13 protein-coding genes are annotated in these 17,573 nt (G+C 60.7%); 9 read left to right on the forward strand and 4 right to left on the reverse strand.

Annotated features, from left to right (window positions below):
* Positions 1-81: 81 nt before the first annotated feature.
* The 6 genes from ACZ6WW_RS09290 (at position 82) to mutM (ending at position 5,879) form a co-directional block, all read left to right on the forward strand.
* A complete protein-coding gene (locus tag ACZ6WW_RS09290) occupies positions 82-828 on the forward strand; it encodes an ABC transporter ATP-binding protein (RefSeq protein WP_465273938.1) in 747 nt (248 codons plus the stop codon).
* Positions 825-1,610 (forward strand): ABC transporter permease, encoded by a 786-nt coding sequence (locus ACZ6WW_RS09295; protein WP_465273939.1) that lies wholly within the window; start codon positions 825-827, stop codon positions 1,608-1,610. Before ACZ6WW_RS09290 ends, ACZ6WW_RS09295 begins: the two co-directional genes overlap by 4 nt.
* On the forward strand, positions 1,610-2,968 hold the full coding sequence (locus tag ACZ6WW_RS09300; RefSeq protein WP_465273940.1) for a GldG family protein: 1,359 nt from the start codon (positions 1,610-1,612) through the stop codon (positions 2,966-2,968). Before ACZ6WW_RS09295 ends, ACZ6WW_RS09300 begins: the two co-directional genes overlap by 1 nt.
* Entirely contained in the window at positions 2,965-3,459 is a 495-nt protein-coding gene (locus ACZ6WW_RS09305; protein WP_465273941.1) for a hypothetical protein, read from the forward strand. Before ACZ6WW_RS09300 ends, ACZ6WW_RS09305 begins: the two co-directional genes overlap by 4 nt.
* Positions 3,460-3,556: 97 nt before the next feature.
* The gene (gndA, locus tag ACZ6WW_RS09310) at positions 3,557-4,975 is read left to right on the forward strand and encodes an NADP-dependent phosphogluconate dehydrogenase (protein WP_465273942.1); all 1,419 of its coding nucleotides are present in this window, start codon (positions 3,557-3,559) and stop codon (positions 4,973-4,975) included.
* A 76-nt stretch (positions 4,976-5,051) separates the two neighbouring features.
* On the forward strand, positions 5,052-5,879 hold the full coding sequence (gene mutM, locus ACZ6WW_RS09315) for a bifunctional DNA-formamidopyrimidine glycosylase/DNA-(apurinic or apyrimidinic site) lyase (protein ID WP_465273943.1): 828 nt from the start codon (positions 5,052-5,054) through the stop codon (positions 5,877-5,879).
* 7 nt (positions 5,880-5,886) lie between these two features.
* On the opposite strand, the gene ACZ6WW_RS09320 is transcribed toward mutM, so the two are convergent.
* From ACZ6WW_RS09320 to ACZ6WW_RS09330, 3 genes are read right to left on the reverse strand one after another with little or no spacing between them, the layout of a single operon-like run.
* Positions 5,887-6,651, reverse strand: coding sequence for a hypothetical protein (locus tag ACZ6WW_RS09320; protein WP_465273944.1), 765 nt, complete (start codon positions 6,649-6,651; stop codon positions 5,887-5,889).
* Between the two features lie 32 nt (positions 6,652-6,683).
* Positions 6,684-7,316 carry a thymidine kinase gene (locus tag ACZ6WW_RS09325; RefSeq protein WP_281850653.1) on the reverse strand — a complete coding sequence of 211 codons (633 nt, stop codon included), beginning with the start codon at positions 7,314-7,316 and terminating at the stop codon, positions 6,684-6,686.
* 36 nt (positions 7,317-7,352) lie between these two features.
* Positions 7,353-8,693, reverse strand: a complete 1,341-nt coding sequence (locus ACZ6WW_RS09330; RefSeq protein ID WP_281850654.1) for an NAD(P)/FAD-dependent oxidoreductase — start codon at positions 8,691-8,693, stop codon at positions 7,353-7,355.
* Between the two features lie 112 nt (positions 8,694-8,805).
* Here ACZ6WW_RS09330 and ACZ6WW_RS09335 point away from each other — a divergent pair, with 112 nt between their 5' ends.
* From ACZ6WW_RS09335 to ACZ6WW_RS09345, 3 genes are all read left to right on the forward strand, one after another.
* Positions 8,806-10,788: a UvrD-helicase domain-containing protein gene (locus ACZ6WW_RS09335; RefSeq protein WP_465273945.1), complete on the forward strand. Its 1,983-nt coding sequence runs from the start codon at positions 8,806-8,808 to the stop codon at positions 10,786-10,788.
* Positions 10,789-10,874: 86 nt separating this feature from the next.
* A complete protein-coding gene (locus tag ACZ6WW_RS09340; RefSeq protein WP_465273946.1) occupies positions 10,875-12,449 on the forward strand; it encodes a tetratricopeptide repeat-containing sulfotransferase family protein in 1,575 nt (524 codons plus the stop codon).
* A gap of 623 nt (positions 12,450-13,072) precedes the next feature.
* Complete coding sequence (locus ACZ6WW_RS09345) at positions 13,073-14,647, forward strand: sulfotransferase family protein (RefSeq protein WP_465273947.1); 1,575 nt, start codon at positions 13,073-13,075, stop codon at positions 14,645-14,647.
* Between the two features lie 58 nt (positions 14,648-14,705).
* Here the strand turns inward: ACZ6WW_RS09345 and ACZ6WW_RS09350 are convergent, their stop codons facing one another.
* Positions 14,706-17,534 (reverse strand): TonB-dependent receptor domain-containing protein, encoded by a 2,829-nt coding sequence (locus ACZ6WW_RS09350; protein ID WP_465273948.1) that lies wholly within the window; start codon positions 17,532-17,534, stop codon positions 14,706-14,708.
* Positions 17,535-17,573: the final 39 nt, after the last annotated feature.

Genomic DNA, 17,573 nt, shown 5'->3' on the forward strand with positions numbered 1-17,573 from the left:
TGAACGGCGAAATGTGCCGCAGTTCCCAGGGCTTTGGAGCGCCCGGTTGTTTAACGGTGTGGGCACCGTGACAATCATGCAATGACCGCGCCTACTACCGTTTTACAGCTACAAGATGTCAGCCGCCACCGCGCCGGCCGGCCCGCCGTGCAGGGTCTCAGCCTGACCCTGGATTCGGGACAGGTACTGGGTTTGCTGGGCATCAACGGGGCCGGCAAATCCACCACCTTGTCGATGATTGCCGGTGCCCTGAGCCCGGACAGCGGGCAGATCAGGCTGAACGGTGAAGACTTCCTGGAACGGCCTGAGCTGGCGCGCCAGGTCATAGGCTGGCTGCCCGAACGTGCCCCGTTGTGGCCGGAATTAACGGTCATCGAACATCTCGACGCTCATGGAAGGCTGCGCGGCCTGGCATCTGCGGCGTTATGTCAGGCGCGCGACGCCGTGTTGGAGCGGCTGGACCTGACCTCGCTGAGCCGGCGCCTGGCAGGCGTGTTGTCGCAAGGCCAGCGCCAGCGTCTGGGCCTGGCCTGCGCGCTGCTGCACAAGCCCGGGCTGCTCGTGCTCGACGAGCCAGCCAATGCGCTCGACCCGGTGCAGGTGTCCATGCTGCGCACGCTGATTCGCGAAGTCGCCGACCAGGGCACCGCGGTAATCCTTTCCACCCATCTGCTTGCCGAAGTCACCGCCGTCTGCGATCGCGTGGCGATCCTGCATGAGGGCACCTTGCGCTACGACGCGGCGATCGCTGGCACCGGTCACGAAGCGCTGGAACAGACCTTTTTTGATATCGCCCTGCGTGGCGGCACGGGGAAACAGGCTGCATGAGTGTTCTGGCTGTGACGCGGCTTGAGTTGCGCCGCCTGTTCGTGCGCCCGCTTGCCTGGGTGCTGGCAGCACTGACGCTGGCCGAGCTGGCCTGGCGTTTCGTGCTGCTGCTGGGGGCGTTTCTCGCCAACCAGATCAAACTCGGTGCCACACCAAGCGGCCCCGGCTATACCGATCTGGTCGCCGTGCCGATATTGAGCAGCTTTTTGACCGCCGGCGTGATCCCCTTCGGCTTGATCGAAATGGCGCTGGTCATCGTGCCGGTGTTGACCATGGCCAGTCTTGCCGGCGAACGCACGCAGGGAACGCTGCCGCTCCTGTTCGGCACCGGTTTGCCGGCCTCACGGATCGTACTGGGTAAATATCTCGCGCTGCTGCTGTGGCTGGTGCTGTGGCTGCTGCTGGCCATCGCGATGCCGCTCAGCATCGCCCATGGCGTGCATCTGGATGCGGGCAAGTTCGCGGCGGCGACGCTCGGCACCGCGCTCGCCCTGGCCACCCTGGCCGCCATCGGCGTCGCTTGTTCGGCCTTTTCTTCGCATCCGGCGATCGCAGCGGTGGCCAGCCTGATGATCGGCCTGGCGCTTATCGGCGTGAATTCCGGTGCGCAGATGGCCGGGATCGATAACGGGGCCATCAACTGGCTCGCCCTCAGCACCCATCTGGAGGCCCTGCTGCGCGGACTGGTATCGACCAGCGACGTGCTGTGGTTCGTGCTGGTCATCGTATTCGCGCTGGCGCTGGCAACGCGTCGCCTTGCGGCAGACAAGGAGCGCGGCTGATGAAGCGTCGACTTTCGCAACGACTCGACGGCTGGCTGTTCGCGCTTGCCCTGCTGGCGGGTGTCGCCGCGCTGGGCTATCTGAGCACACGCTACGACCACAGCGTCGACTGGACCTACGGCGGACGGGCCAGCCTTCCGCCGGAAAGCCGCGCGGTGCTGACGACGCTCAAGGGCCCAGTGGAGATCGTCAGCTACGCCAATCCCCAGGGCGATCTTCGCCAGACGATTGCCGGTTTTATTCAACGCTTTCAGCGCGTCAAGCCGGACATCAACCTGCGCTTCGTCGATCCGCAGCAAGACCCGGCGGCGATGCGCGAGCAAGGCATTACCGTCGACGGTGCTTTGGTCTTGCATTACCAGGATCGCGAACAACGCCTGGATGAACTGGACGAACGCAGCCTTACCAATGCACTGGAGCGACTCGCGCGTGGCGGCGAGCGTATCGTCGCTTTTGTCACCGGCGATGGCGAACGTCGTGCCGACGGCAAGGGCAATGCCGACCTGGGCATCTTCATCGCGCAGCTTGAAGGGCGCGGCATGCGTGCGGTGCCGTTGAATTTCGCGCAGGTCACCGGCGTGCCCGAGCACACCAACCTGGTCGTACTGGCCAGCCCCTCGCTGGCCTTGCCACCCGCCGAGATCAAGGCGCTGGTCGATTACGTCAATAACGGTGGCAACCTGCTGTGGCTGACCGAACCGTCGAACGACGATCTCGGGCTCTCGCCACTGGCCGAAGCGCTGGGCGTCCGCGTCCTGCCTGGCGTACTGGTCGATGGTCAGGGCGCCGCACTGGGCTTGAAAGATCCACGCATCCTTGCCTTGGGCGACTACCCCGCACAGGCAATAACGCGCGGCTTCGTGCTGTCGACGGTGTTCCCGCAGGTCTCCGCGCTGGCGAAGGTATCGAACGCGAATTGGGGCATTGCACCCTTCCTGCGCTCAGGCGCGCAGAGCTGGACCGAGTTCAAGCCGATCGACAACGCACACGACTCGACCATTCGCTACGACGCCGACGCAGGCGAACTCAAGGGCCCGCTGGATTTCGGCTTTGCCTTGAGCCGCATTTCGCCCAGCCCCGACAAAGCCGAGCAACGCGCCGTGGTCATCGGCGATGGCGACTTCCTTTCCAACAGCTTCCTCGGCAACGGCGGCAATCGTGCCTTGGGCGAACGCGTCTTCGACTGGCTGCTGGGCGACGACGCGCTGGTCAACCTGCCTCCGCGTGGGGCACCCGACCGCCTGCTGCAATTGTCGCAAGCGCAGCTCAACGCGGTGAGCATGGGCTTTCTACTCGGGCTGCCGTTGGCCTTGCTGCTGGCGGGCACGTGGATCGCCTGGCGCAGGCGTCGCGCATGAAACGCGCGACGCGCGGGCGGATGGTGCTGCTGGTCATCGTGGGCGCCGTGGTGGTCGCGGCGCTATGGCAATGGCAGCGCGACCGGCGCAACGACCCGGGCAATCTGCTCGGTATCGATCCGGCCGCGGTCGACCAGATCGGCCTGCAATTTCAAAGTGCGCCGATGCAGCACTACAGCCGCCATGACGGCCATTGGTGGAACGCCGATGGCCACAACGCACGCGCGGACGACGGCCGCCTCAACGAGCTGGCTCAGACGGCCGCCGCCGAGGTATTGCAATGGCGACCCGCACAGGATTTCTCGCTGTCCAGGATCGGATTGGCACCGCCGTCGGCCACCCTGGAATTGAACGGCCAGCGCGTGGAATTTGGCGAAACCTCGGTGACCGGGCCACAGCGCTATGTGCGCGTGGGCGATCGTATCGCCCTGATTCCAGCGCGTTATTCGCCGCGTCCGGTCGAGGGCAAGGCGATGTCGTTGGGTTTATAGCCCTCGAACATTGATCGCCTCCTTACATCCGATCTTGTACAACGGGCGGGATTCCCCATATCCGGGGCAGTACACGAGAACCTCAAGGAGTCACCAGATGAGCAAGCAACCGATCGGCGTGGTCGGCATGGCGGTCATGGGCAGCAATCTTGCGCTCAATATCGAAAGTCGCGGCCACACGGTATCGATCTGGAATCGGTCCAGGGAACTGACCGACGAGGTGATCGCCAAGCACCCGGGCAAGAAGCTTGTCCCGACCTATACGCTGGAAGAATTCGTCGACTCGCTGGAAAAACCGCGGCGCATCCTGCTGATGGTCAAGGCCGGCCAGCCGACCGACGACACCATCGAGAAACTCAAGCCGCTGCTGGACAAGGGCGACGTCCTGATCGACGGCGGCAACACGTTCTTTCAGGACACCATCCGTCGCAACCAGGATCTGGCCAAGTCCGGCCTGCACTTCATCGGCACCGGCGTGTCCGGCGGCGAGGAAGGTGCGCTGCATGGTCCGTCGATCATGCCCGGTGGCGCACGCGAGGCCTATGACCTGGTCGCACCGATTCTCACCGAGATTGCCGCCAAGGCGCCGAGCGATGGCGAACCCTGCGTGGCCTATATGGGCCCCGACGGCGCCGGCCATTACGTGAAGATGGTGCACAACGGCATCGAATACGGCGACATGCAGCTGATCTCGGAAAGCTATGCCGTGCTCAAGAACGTGCTCGGTCTTTCCAACGACGAGCTGGGCAAGGTATACGCCGAATGGAACACCGGCGAACTCGACAGTTATCTGATCGAAATCACCGCTGACATCTTCAAGAAGAAAGATCCGAAGACCGGCAAGGACCTGCTCGACATCGTGCTCGACCGCGCCGCACAGAAAGGTACCGGCAAGTGGACCAGCCAGAATGCGCTGGACCTCGGCGTGCCGCTACCGCTGATTACCGAATCGGTGTTTGCGCGCTTGTTGTCTTCGCTCAAAGAGCAGCGCGTGGAAGCCAGCAAGCAGCTTGCCGGCCCGAACAACACATTCAAGGGCGATCACACGGCCTTTATCGAATCGGTGCGTCGTGCGCTGTATCTGAGCAAGATCGTCTCGTACGCCCAGGGCTTTGCCCAGTTGCGCGCCGCGTCCGAGGAGTACAAGTGGGACCTGCCGTACGGCAACATCGCCAAGATCTTCCGCGCGGGCTGCATCATCCGTGCGCGCTTCCTGCAGAAGATCACCGACGCTTACGATCACAATCCCAAGATCGTCAATCTGTTGCTCGATCCGTACTTCAAGAAGATCGCTGGCGATTATCAGCAGGCCTTGCGTGATGTGGTATCGGCGGCGGTGCAGGCGGGTGTGGCGGTGCCGGGCTTCTCTTCGGCCATTGCGTACTACGACAGCTATCGCACGGAGCGCCTGCCCGCCAACCTGATTCAGGCCCAGCGCGATTACTTCGGTGCGCATACGTTTGAGCGCATCGATGAGCCGGGTAGCTTCCACGAGAGTTGGGCGCCTGGGGCGTAAGCGCGGCACTTGGTCAAAAGAAACGCTGTAGGAGCGACTTCAGTCGCTCCTACAGCTCAATCACTACTCTGAACCCGTGCCCGAACTCCCCGAAGTCGAAACCACGCGCCGCGGCATCGCCCCGCACCTGATCGGCCGACGCATCACGGCGGTGACGTTGCGCCGTGCCGATCTGCGCTGGCCGATTCCAAAGGAAATCACCGAGCTATTGCCAGGCCAACGCATCGACGCAGTCGAACGTCGCGCGAAATACCTGCTGTTGCATACGCAAGTCGGCAGCGCGCTGTTGCACCTTGGCATGTCCGGCATGCTGCGCGTGCTGCCGCCCGATGCACCGTTGGGCAAGCACGACCACGTCGATATCGTCGTCGAGGCCACAGCAGCGCAAGGCGAGCGCGTCCTGCGCTTCACCGATCCGCGCCGCTTCGGCTGCCTGTTATGGCAGCCGCCGGAAAGCACGCATGAGCTATTGGCCGACCTCGGCCCTGAACCGTTAACCGACGATTTTGACGGCGATCTGCTCTGGCGCATGTCACGCGGCCGCAAAGCGGCGGTGAAGTTGTTCCTGATGGATAACGCCATCGTGGTTGGCGTGGGAAACATCTATGCCAGCGAAGCCTTGTTCGCGGCAGGCATCGACCCCCGCCGCGCCGCCGGCTCGGTATCGCGCGAACGCTACGCGCGACTGGCGGCGGAAGTGAAGCGCATCCTAGCGTGGGCGATCGAACGCGGCGGCACCACGCTCCGCGATTTCCTCAACCCCGACGGCGCGCCTGGCTATTTCTTTCGCGAGTTGAACGTCTATGGCCGCGAAGGCGAACCGTGCCGTACCTGCGGCGCGCCGATTCGCCAAGCCGTGCTCGGGCAGCGCTCGACCTTCTGGTGCTCACGCTGCCAACGCTGAGCCTGGATCAATCCGGCCAGCGAAATTCGACGTAGGTATTGTTGAAATCGGGATGTTCGAGGTCACCACCCAGCTTGGCGACAAGACCCGGCACGCCCTCGGCTTCCAGCGACTGGCGATCGACAAAATGCGCGCCCAACGCCTGCATATCTGCCAGGCGTTCGCATAACTGCCCTGCGCGATCGATATCGCGATCGGGCACGTTACGCAGGCTGATATCCGGCCGACCGAACTTGCGCATGCCACGCGTATGAACCCAGGACCGGCCGAGCTGGTCTTCGCCGTCGCGCATGATCAACAGATGGTTGCGCGTGGGCGCCCCATCGGCGATGAGGTAACGGCGACGCCATGCGTCCGCATCGAGCAGACTGACGATCTGTGGGTCGAAAATCGCGGTGCCGCCCACGTCGAGCAGGGCCGCCATCACACCGAACGTATCACGCAGATAGCCGGTCGCCTGGCTGTCCTTGATGCGGCCACGGATCACCAGCACCTGTGGCGCGTCGAGCGCCAGCTTGTATGCCTCGGCGGCGTCTTCCTTGAGCATGCGACCCAGGCCGCCCTTGAGCGGGTAGCCTTCCCACTGGCGCAGCGCATTGTGGTGGTAGCTGGTCATCTCCACGCCATGCGGCAAGCCGTCGCTGCCATAGTCCTGCATCGGCGGGCGGCCGGTGCCGAAATTGCCGAAGACATAGAACTGCAGCAGGATTTCTTCGTCGCTGGGCTGCCAGTGCGGGCGCTGCCAGGCGGGGATGATGACGGGCTTGCTCATAGGGGGAATCCTTGTGGTGACAACGCGAGGGCTCAAGGCCGCTCGCCCAGCGGCAGCACGGTCTGCTGCAATTCGATGCGACCGTGCCCCTCGGTGATGTTCTTGAACTCGGCGCGGCTGACCGAGACATAGCGGTCATTGCCGCCGATCTCAACCTGCGGGCCGTCGGTGACGGCGCGGCCCTGTTCATCTACGCGAACCACCATGGTGGCCTTGCGCCCGGTATGGCAGATCGTCTTGATCTCCTCCAGGTTGTCCGCCCAGGCCAACAGATAACGGCTCCCATCGAACAACTCGCCGCGGAAATCCGTACGCAGGCCATAGGCCAGCACCGGTATGTTCAGCTTGTCCACGACATCGGAGAGCTGCCAGACCTGCGCCTTGGTCAGAAACTGCGCCTCGTCGACGAATACGCAGTGCAAGGCGCCTTGCGCGGCGATATCGGCCTGCACCATGGCGAACAGATCCTCCTCGCCGGAGAACCGCCGCGCATTCGCCTTCAGGCCAATACGCGAGGCCACGACACCCTCGCCAAAGCGGTTGTCCAGCGCCGGCGTGAGGATCAACGTGCGCATGCCACGCTCGTGATAGTTGTACGCGCTTTGCAGCAGCGTGGTGGTCTTTCCGGCATTCATCGCCGAATAGTAGAAATAGAGCTTGGCCATGGTGCACCTATCAAACAGGTGCACATGGTAACCCCGTCAGGCGTCGTCTACCTGAGTCGTTCCCCCGGTGAAGGCCGTTCGGGCCTGCGCAAGGCGCAGCTTGCGCTCGGCCGCCCAGCGCGAGCGATCGCACAAGGCATGGATCGCGTAGACCAGCCTGAACACCTGCAGGCGCCACCACACCGGGAACGAGTCGAAGACATCGCCGGCCAGCATCGAGGTAACGCCTTGGTCCAGCTGCAGGAATCCCTTGGAATTGCGAAACAGGTGCTGCATGACCGGGCCGTTGAACCGGTAGATAAAGAACGCGAAACGTCGCATGCCGGCACGTTGGCGGCGCTCCAGCCGGCGGATCAGGCGCATTTCCTGTCGTGGCTCGCGCAGGGCCTGGTCGATCACCGCCACGGCATTCTCGGCGCCACTCATGGCCAGATATACACCCGAGGAGAACACCGGATCGAGGAAGGCAAAGGCGTCGCCGATTAGCAGCCAGCCCGGCCCGCCCATGCGTCCGGAGTCATAGGAGTAGTTGCCGGTGACGCGTACCTCGTCGCCGATCAACTCGGCCTGGCGCACGCGCTCCCACAGCGCCGGGTTCGACCGCAGCGTCTCCAGCAGAAACTCGGCCGGGCTGCCACGGCGCTGCTTGAGGTAATCGGGGCGACATACCGCGCCCACGCTCATCACGCCGTCGGGCAGCGGGATCATCCACATCCAGCCATGCGCAAAGCTGTAGATACTGATGTTGCCGGCGTCCTCGCCACTGCGATAGGTCGCATTGTGGAAGTGGCCGAAGATGGCCGCGCTCTGGTGCTCCGGATTCTTGCGCTTGAGCTTCTTGCGACGCGACAGCAGAGCATCGCGGCCACTGGCATCGACGACATAACGTGTTGCCAGCTTGTAGGTGCGTCCGTCGTCGCTACGTACTTCCAGATGCGACTCACGCGAACCGGTCTGCTCGACCTGCACTACCTCGTGTCCCTCGCGGCCATCGGCCCCGCTCTCGCACGCGTGCTTGAACAGCATCTGGTCGAAATCCTGGCGCCATACCTGGAATGCATGCGGCGGGCTTTCTCCAACCACGCGGCTGAAAGCATAGGTGTTGTAGCCGCGCGCGTTGTCCGCCTCGAAATCCGCGCCGGCCTTGTACACGCCCATGGCGCGCACCTTGTCCAGCACCCCAAGGCGTTCGAACACCGGCAGGTTCATCGGCAGCAAGGACTCGCCGATATGAAACCGCGGATGATGGGCTTTCTCCAGCACCACCACCTTGTAACCCCGTCGGGCCAGCAGCGTCGCGGCCGTACTCCCCGCCGGCCCGCCGCCAATGATGGCCACATCGCAACGCTCGAACGCTGCATCGTCCTGATTCGTCATGCTTTCGTCCCCTGGCCCGCCCTCTATGGCGCCCATCCATTGTTCCCAAGCCTCCAAGCGTAGCAGGTAGGCTCTGGTAACATCGGGTGCCGCCTCTCGCATCGTCCCGATCATGCTCAACCCGCAACAATTGGCCGCCGTCGAACACTGCGACAGCCCGCTACTGGTGCTCGCTGGCGCGGGTTCCGGCAAGACCTCGGTGATCACGCAGAAGATCGCGTACCTGATTGCACGCAAGAAGCTTCCTGCCGCCAAGATCGCCGCGATCACCTTTACCAACAAGGCGGCCAAGGAAATGCGCGAGCGCGTGGCCAAGCTGATCAGCAGCGAGGATGCCGCGGCGCTGACCGTGTGTACCTTCCACGCGCTGGGCCTGAAATTCCTGCAGATCGAGCACGCGCGCGCCAATCTGCGAAAGGGCTTCTCGGTACTCGACGCCGACGACAGCGAAAGCATCATCAAGGAGCTGGCGCCCAAGGGCATCAAGCCCGACGCCCTGTTCGCGCTGCGCAACCTGGTCAGCCGCGCCAAGAACTCGGGCCTGTCGCCGGCCCAGGCGCAGGCGGCCGCGCGCAGCCCGCGCGAGCAGGACGCGGCGATGATCTACGAGCTGTATCAGGCACGCCTGGCGGCATTCAACGCGGTGGATTTCGACGACCTGATCCGCCTGCCGCTGAACATCCTGGAGAACGACACCGAATGCCGCGATGGCTGGCGCGAACGCCTGCGCTATCTGCTGGTCGACGAATACCAGGACACCAACGACGCCCAATACCGGTTGCTCAAGGCGTTGGCCGGCGAGCGCGGCCGCATCACCTGCGTGGGCGACGACGACCAGTCGATCTATGCCTGGCGCGGCGCCAATCCGGAAAACATCGACCAGCTCGGCCGCGACTGGCCGAATCTGCGCGTGATCAAGCTGGAACAGAACTACCGCTGCGGCAAACGCATCCTGCGCGCGGCCAACAAGCTGATCGCCAACAATCCGCATCTACACGAAAAGAAACTGTGGAGCGACCACCCCGAAGGCCCCCAGATCCGCGTGCTGGAGTGCAAGGAAAACGAACACGAAGCCGAACGCGTCGCCGCCATCGCCACCACCCTGGCGGAAAAGCACAAGGCACGCTGGCACGATATCGCCATCCTCTATCGCGGTAATTTCCAGGCGCGCCCGCTGGAGAAAGCACTGCGTCTGGCACGCATTCCGTATCACCTCACCGGCGCGCTGTCGTTCCTGGACCGCGCCGAAGTCAAAGACCTGCTTTGCTACTTGCGCCTGTTGACCAACCCCAGTGATGACGCCGCGTTTCTGCGTGTGGTCAACGTACCCAAGCGCGAGATCGGCGCCACCACGCTGGAAAAACTCGGCCAGATCGCGCAGACCAAGCACGCATCTCTGCTCGATGCAGCGCGCAGCGACGCCGTCTTGCGCCAGCTCACGCCACGCCCTGCCGCTGCACTGGCATCGTTCACCAACCTCCTCGACGAACTACGCAGTTCGGCGCAACACGAAAGCGCCGCCGATCTGGTCGAAACCATTCTCAAGCGCACCGGCTACGCCGCGCAGATCGCCGCCAGCACCACCGACGCGGCATTGCGCGAACGCCGCCTGGGCAACCTGCGCGAACTGGCCGACTGGTTCCGCGCCATGCAGAAAAGCAACAACAGCGCCGGCGACCTCGCCGCCCAGCTCGCCCTGCTCAGCCATGCCGACCGCGACGAGCCCGGCAACGCGGTGCGCATGATGACCCTGCACTCCGCCAAGGGCCTGGAATTTCGCTTCGTCTTTATCGTCGGCTGCGAAGACGGCACCCTGCCCCACGACGGCGCGATCGACGAAGGCCGCATCGACGAAGAGCGCCGCCTGATGTACGTCGGCATCACCCGCGCCAAGGAAATGCTGACGCTGTCGTGGTCAGCCAAGACCAAGCGCTACGGCGAAGTGCACAGCAACCAACCCAGCCGCTTCCTGCACGAACTGCCGCAGGACGACCTGCATTGGCAGGGCAAGGATCCGGAGGCGGATAAAGAAGTGGTGCGGGAGACGGCCGAGTCGCATATGGCGAAGATTGCGGCGATGTTGGCGGGAAACTGATGTTTGACGATGGCATGCCAGTATCATTTTTACCTCTCGCCTAGAATGCGCTAACTGGAATCTTTCACTGATCGGGCGTGAAGTACATGTCAGATCCAAAGCAGATGTACGAACAGGCGATCGCTGCCTTCAACCGGCGCGATTGGCGCAACGCACTCGACCTCACCAACAAACTCCTGCCCCTGGCTCCAGATCATGCTGCCTTGCATTACTTGAATGGCGTGGCGTCCCTGGAGCTCCAACTGCTGCCCGCGGCCGTAACCCGACTTGGCTACGCGGTGGAACTCGAACCCAGGAACGTTAACTACGGCGCGCAATTTGCCAGGTCGCTGCTTTCGCTCCGAATGACCAAGGAAGCCCTTACGACGGCGCATCGGACCATGGCCCTGGTCCCACGCGATGCCCAGACGCTCGATACCCTGGGTGTGGTTTTTTCGCTGTGCAATGCATATCAACCAGCCGCCGATGCATTTCAGCAAGTAGTCGCCCTGGAGCCAAAGAACGCCCAGTATCGCTTCAACTACGCGACGACCCTGATCGCGGTTGGCAACATCGCCGATGCAGAGGAACAGCTCGAAGGCTGCATCTCGATCAACCCGGCCTTCTGGAACGCACACCTCACGCTCGCTCAGATTCGTCGCCAGACACCGACGCATAATCACGTGACTCGCCTGCGGGACTTGCTGCCGAAAGCCCGCTCCGACCTTCAGGCCAGCATGCATCTGCATTTGGCCCTGGCCAAGGAGTACGAAGACTTAGCGGATTATCCCCATGCCTTCGCTCACCTTGCTCAAGGCAAGGCGGCCGGCGGGCGCACCAAGAATTATTCGATAGCTCGCGACGAAGCGCTCTTCTCGGCGTTGGTCGAAGCCTTCCCGAACCCCGTCGCCGATACTTCGGGTTACGACACCGACGAACCTATCGTCATCATCGGCATGCCGCGAAGCGGCACCACCGTGGTGGAACGTATCATCAGCAGCCACCCGGATGTCCTTTCCGCAGGCGAGCTGCAGAATTTCGGCGTCGTATTGAAGCGCTCCTCAGGAAGCCAGACTTTCTCGCTGCTGGACCCGGATACAGTCACCCGCTCAGGTCAGCTCGACTGGCAGCAAGTGGGGCAGCGCTATGTCGACAGCACGCGGCCGCTGACTGGATCGAAGCCACGCTTCATCGACAAGCTTCCACATAATTTTCTCTATGCCGGCTTTATCGCCAAGGCCTTGCCGAAAGCCAAGATCATCTGCCTGCGCCGGCACCCGATGGACACCTGCCTGAGCAACTTCAGGCAACTGTTCACGCTCAGCTCGCCGTACTACGACTATTCGTTCGATCTGCTCAACGTGGGGCGGTACTACGCGCTGTTCGATCGTCTGATGACGCATTGGCAACGCGTGCTGCCAGGCCGCATCCTCGAAGTCGGATACGAGGCGCTGGTTGACGCTCAGGAGGTCGGCTCGCGCGAGATCATCCAGTTTTGCGGCCTTCCGTGGAACGATGCCTGTCTCGATTTCCACCAGAACGCATCGCCGGTTGCTACCGCCAGCGCAGTCCAGGTAAGAGAGCCGATGAACCGCCGGACCATCGATCGCTGGCGCAACTACGAAGAACAATTGGCTGAGTTGCGCGCGCTTCTGCGGGGCGAAGGGATCGCGGTCGACTGAGTTTCCGGGCAGCAATCCAAAAAACTCCGCCAATGGCAGGGCTTCTCTTGAACGACTTGCGATTAGTTGACGTTGCTGAAATGCGGACTTTAAAAGTTCGTGCACGTTGTCTGATGAGTCAACGAATCACTGGCAGGATAACCCGTCACACAGCTAAAAACATTCTGCCCCGGCCCTTGGGAAGGCACTATTACAGACGCCGTAAAGATGCAATCACTCCCGCAGCTGTCGACTGAATCCAAAATACACCCGCTGTCGCCATTGTCGAGAAAGCGCCGACCAGCAAAGCCAAAGCTACGACCCAGCTAATTACATCGACCTGACCCCAGTACATGATGTATCCCGCTGGCATGCAAAGGATTCGCAGGTGGCCTTTTGAACGGGCAAAGCATCTCCGCCCATCGCGGCAGAATCAATGGATAAACTCGATTCCAAATGATCATTGCTACCGCACCTTCGGCGCCTTAATTGTGTTGAATCCACGACTAAGGAAGTGGCTTGTGAGGCTGCCAAGCCGCATATGGTAACCATCATGGCGACACTAGCGTGTGGCAAGCTTGTAACCCACGGTGGTGGCTACCGGTTAACATGATCGAATCTAAATTCCGTATTGGCCTTTGTCTATGACCGATCCCGCGCAAACCTACGAACAGGCACTGGCAGCCTTCAATCGACAGGACTGGCGTGGCTTACTTGAGCACACGGCGAAGTTGATTCCGATCGCTCCGGAACATGCTGGATTGCATTACCTAACCGGGGTAGCGGCACTTGAGTTGCGAATACCGCAGCTCGCCGCACAGCATATGGCCCGGGCGACCCAACTCGATCCGACAAATACTCGATACGCCGTCCAGTACGCAAAAACGCTGATCGCCCTACATAGAACCAGTGAGGCGTTGACGGTTGCCAATCGGGCCATGGCGCTGCAACCGCGGGATGCGGTGACCCTCGATACCCTGGGTGTCGTGTTCTCGTTTTGCAACGCGTATGACCGTGCCACGGCCGTCTTTCGCCAGGTTGTGGAACTGGCCCCCCAAGTCGGCCTGTTCCGTTTCAATTACGCCACTGCGCTGATCTCAGCCGGCGAGCTGGCCGCCGCGGAGAACGAGCTGGAACGCTGTCTGGAGCTGGAGCCGACGCGATGGAATGCCAACCTGACCTTGGCCCAGATCCGCAAGCAAACGCCATCGAACAATCACGTTACTCGTTTGGAGAACGCACTGACCAGCGCCGGAAGCGACCTTTCGGCAAACATGTATCTCCATCTTGCACTTGCCAAGGAACTGGAGGATCTGGCGGATTATCCGAATGCTTTCGACCACCTCACCAAAGGTAAGACTGCGGCCGGGAAATCGCGTGCTTATTCGAGCGATCAGGACAAAGAAATTTTCGAGTCCTTGATGACCGCATTTTCCGAGCCGGTTACAGAGTCGGTAGGTTTTTTGACCGATGAGCCGATTTTCATTATCGGCATGCCCCGCAGCGGAACGACCCTGGTCGAGAGAATCGTAAGCAGCCACCCGGATGTCTATTCCGCGGGCGAGCTATCGAACTTCAGTGCGGTTCTTAAACAGGCATCTCGAAGCCGGACACCCTTGCTTCTCGACCCCGATACTATCGCACACGCAAACGATCTCGACTGGGAAGCCGTGGGTCGAAGTTACATCGACAGCACCCGACCGCTCACGGGCTCTCGACCTCGGTTCATCGACAAGTTACCGCATAATTTTCTCTATGCGGGCTTTATAGCGAAGGCTTTGCCCAGGGCAAAGATCATCTGCCTGCGCCGCAATCCGATGGACTCGTGCCTTAGCAATTTCAGGCAACTGTTTACGCTTACCTCGCCATTTTTCGACTATACATTCGATTTGCTTGACGTAGGTCGCTACTACATTTTGTTCGATCGCCTCATGTCGCACTGGCGTCGCGTTCTTCCCGGCCGCATCCTTGAGGTCGACTACGAATCCCTGGTCGATGCCCAGGAACAGGGCTCCCGGGAGATCGTTTCCTTCTGCGGATTGACCTGGGATGACGCCTGTCTGAGGTTTCACGAGAACGCTGCGCCGGTGGCCACGGCCAGCGCAGCGCAGGTTCGCGAACCGATGAATCGAAAATCGGTCGATCGATGGCGCCGCTATGAGCCTCAACTGGGCGGACTGAAGGCCCTTTTGCTCGAAGCAGGCATCTCCGTCAAATGAGTTCAAGCACAAAAAAAAGCCCCGCTATCCGCGGGGCTTTTTTTCAATCAAAGGCAGATCAGTTTGCCTTGCCGAACTTGTAAGTCGCCTGAACGTAATAAGCGCGACCGTTCACGTTGTAGTTGAGCGAGTTATACGGCGATCCCTCGGTACCCGGATAACTGTGGTCTTCTGGCGGCATGTTGTTGAACACATTGTCCACCAGGAACGACAAGGCAAGGTTATCGGTCGGGTTGAACGTTACGCTGGCGTTGTACACGAACCATGGCGCGAGCTTTGCGGCACCAGGCTGACCGTAGCCAATCTGAGTCGCAATGAAGTTCGGCGTCGAGCCATAGCGATTGCCGTAGAGCGTGGTGCTCCACTTGTCGTACGTCCAAGTAATAGACGCATTGACCTTGGTCTTGAAGTCAGTGCTGAACTCCGGGTCGCGCAGTTCGTCAATCGGCGGATCGCCAGGGAACTGCTCAAGCTCATGTTTCAGTACGTTGCTATAAGAGGTGTTGAACGATAGCTTTCCGAAACGGCCGATGTCCTGGATATAGCCAAAATTCGCGACTACCGCATTCACCAGTTCCTGCGATACGTTCACCTTCGGCGTATTGATCGCCTGAATCGTACCCAGATGCACGCCATCGGTCGAAGGACCACGGGTAATCGAGGCTACGGCGTTCTGACAGGTCGGTGAGTTAGGATCGATCTGACCGATGCTGCACTGATATTCCTGCAGAGACAAGTTGTTGGCAAACTGAGGAGCGACTTCGTTCTTGATGTTGTAGTGATAGTAATCGACGCTCAGCGACATCTGCGGAAGAGGAGCCAGGACTAAGCCATAGTTCCACACCTTCGCGGTGATGGGCTTCAGATTCGGATCACCCCTCGTGCTGCCGAGGTACTGCACCAAGTTGTAAGGTGGCTTACATGCGGCGATCTTGTCCGGTGTTGCACCAGAAATAGCGCAGTTCGAATAGTCAATTACGTTGGAGTAGCTACCGCTCTCACCCTGAAATTCGTCTGCCAGCGTAGGCACCTTGAATGCCGTGCCGTACTTGCCGCGCAACAGGAGCATCTCGAACGGACGGAACTCAAGACCAATGTTGTAAGTACCATGACTAATGGTCTTGTTTTGAACATTGTAGTTGTCGTAGCGGCCTGACAGATCCACCGTCAGCATCGATGTGACAGGCGCACTGAACTCTGCAGTGGTCGCCCAGCGTGAGCGATGACCCGCGCCCTGAACGTCCGTGTAGCCCCATACGTCGCCATTGAGAACGCGTGCATCGGGCGAGTAATCCCAACCCTGGTTACCCGCCTCGGCCACAACAGCCAGACCGGCATCGCCGCCAGGCAGAGAGAACAGCGACGCGTTGGTGATCTGCGCGCGCAACATGTTGTCCCACGTCTTCGACCGTGTCGTGGTGTAACCAGTGAAGCTATCAAAATCAGCCTGCGATACGGGCTGGTAGAACGCACTATAGTTCGGTGAAAACACCGGGTAATAGTTGAAGAACGGATCCAAGCCCTGCTGCGGACCTAGCACATGGCTCTGGAAGTACGCGTCGATCGGGCCCTTGAAACGTTGGAACGTGCGCGAAAGCAGCTGATCCTGCGAGTGCGTAAAGCCTAAATCGTAGTCCCACTTCGAAGATCCGAACGTACCCTTCACACCCAAATTAAGGTTGTAAGAGTTCTCGGTATTCTTATCTTCGATGTTCTTGTAGCCGCCCACTTCTTCTGGCGAGAAGGCGTGCTGCATGAGTACAAGGTCATTCAACTTCGGATCGTAGATCAAGCCATAGTCCTGGGTGCTCCAGAACATGAAGTTGGAACCCGGCTGATACTTCTGCTCGTCGTAGTTGTACAGCAGGTCGCCATACAGCTGGACGTTATCGTTAACGTCGAAGGTGGCGTGAGTATAGAGGTTGGCTGTCTTCTGATCCGTGGTCAGCGTTGCATAGCCTGGGCTGACAAACTCACCGCAATAGTTACCGCTACCGGGACGAGTTTGATATCCCGTCTTTCCGTTGTACAAACTGCTTACGTTACCGCAACCAGTACCGGGGTTGAGTTGATTGGGGTCGTAGTAGCCGTTGCCCTGGACTTCACTGAGCACGAGGAAATCACGGCTGGCGATCGCCGGGCTTGTGCCTTGTTGATAGAACTGTCGGGTCAAGCTACGGTCGAAGGCCCAGATAGGCTGCGTGCTCTCGAACTGCACGCCGGCCAACACATTGAGCTTGCCCCAATTGAAGCTATCGGCCAGGTAAACGCGACGATCAGCGCCGCCACCATCTTTATGCCAGCCATAGCGCACATCAAGTACAGGCGCATCGAGCTTCTTCTTCAGCACGATATTGATGACGCCTGCGATAGCGTCCGAACCATACAGCGACGATTGACCACCCGGCAGGATGTCGATGTGATCGACCATCTCCACCGGCAGGCCGCTCAAGTTATTGAAGGCGTCACTACCGTTGTAGAGTGCCGGGAAGTCACCCATCGGGCGACCGTCGATCAGGTACTTCACGAAGCCGACCGGCAAACCGAAAATGCTGAGGGTTTGCGCCGTCTGTGTGAAGCCACCCGAGAAGTTCGCACCCTGCACCGCGCCCGTCGCAAACGACGATTGCTGCAGCGCCTCGGCGACTGTGGTAAAGCCCTTGGCCTTCAAGTCACTGGCCGTGATGGTGATAACCGGCGTAGCTGTTTCAACCTGGGTCTGTGGAATCAGCGAGCCGGTAACCGTAACGGCTTCGAGCTTCTTGGCCTTGCTGGCATCGGCCGACTGATCACCTTGCGTGTCTTGCGGTGCACCAGCGGCATATGCGCTGGAATAGCCAACCGCCAAAGCCACCAAAACGGCAGCCGAAAGCTTGGACTTCAACATTGGTAACTCCCCTAAAGCTTTTCTACTTGAAGATTTCCG

The organism is Dyella sp. NPDC103356, assembly GCF_055584465.1.

Excerpts from the sequence above, each read along its gene's own strand:
- ACZ6WW_RS09335 (WP_465273945.1), top strand. The coding sequence starts at position 8,806 with ATGCTCAACCCGCAACAATTGGCCGCCGTCGAACACTGCGACAGCCCG.
- ACZ6WW_RS09325 (WP_281850653.1), bottom strand. The coding sequence starts at position 7,316 with ATGGCCAAGCTCTATTTCTACTATTCGGCGATGAATGCCGGAAAGACC.
- ACZ6WW_RS09305 (WP_465273941.1), top strand. The coding sequence starts at position 2,965 with ATGAAACGCGCGACGCGCGGGCGGATGGTGCTGCTGGTCATCGTGGGC.
- ACZ6WW_RS09350 (WP_465273948.1), bottom strand. The coding sequence starts at position 17,534 with ATGTTGAAGTCCAAGCTTTCGGCTGCCGTTTTGGTGGCTTTGGCGGTT.
- ACZ6WW_RS09320 (WP_465273944.1), bottom strand. The coding sequence starts at position 6,651 with ATGAGCAAGCCCGTCATCATCCCCGCCTGGCAGCGCCCGCACTGGCAG.
- gndA (WP_465273942.1), top strand. The coding sequence starts at position 3,557 with ATGAGCAAGCAACCGATCGGCGTGGTCGGCATGGCGGTCATGGGCAGC.
- ACZ6WW_RS09345 (WP_465273947.1), top strand. The coding sequence starts at position 13,073 with ATGACCGATCCCGCGCAAACCTACGAACAGGCACTGGCAGCCTTCAAT.
- ACZ6WW_RS09295 (WP_465273939.1), top strand. The coding sequence starts at position 825 with ATGAGTGTTCTGGCTGTGACGCGGCTTGAGTTGCGCCGCCTGTTCGTG.
- ACZ6WW_RS09290 (WP_465273938.1), top strand. The coding sequence starts at position 82 with ATGACCGCGCCTACTACCGTTTTACAGCTACAAGATGTCAGCCGCCAC.
- ACZ6WW_RS09330 (WP_281850654.1), bottom strand. The coding sequence starts at position 8,693 with ATGACGAATCAGGACGATGCAGCGTTCGAGCGTTGCGATGTGGCCATC.
- ACZ6WW_RS09340 (WP_465273946.1), top strand. The coding sequence starts at position 10,875 with ATGTCAGATCCAAAGCAGATGTACGAACAGGCGATCGCTGCCTTCAAC.
- ACZ6WW_RS09300 (WP_465273940.1), top strand. The coding sequence starts at position 1,610 with ATGAAGCGTCGACTTTCGCAACGACTCGACGGCTGGCTGTTCGCGCTT.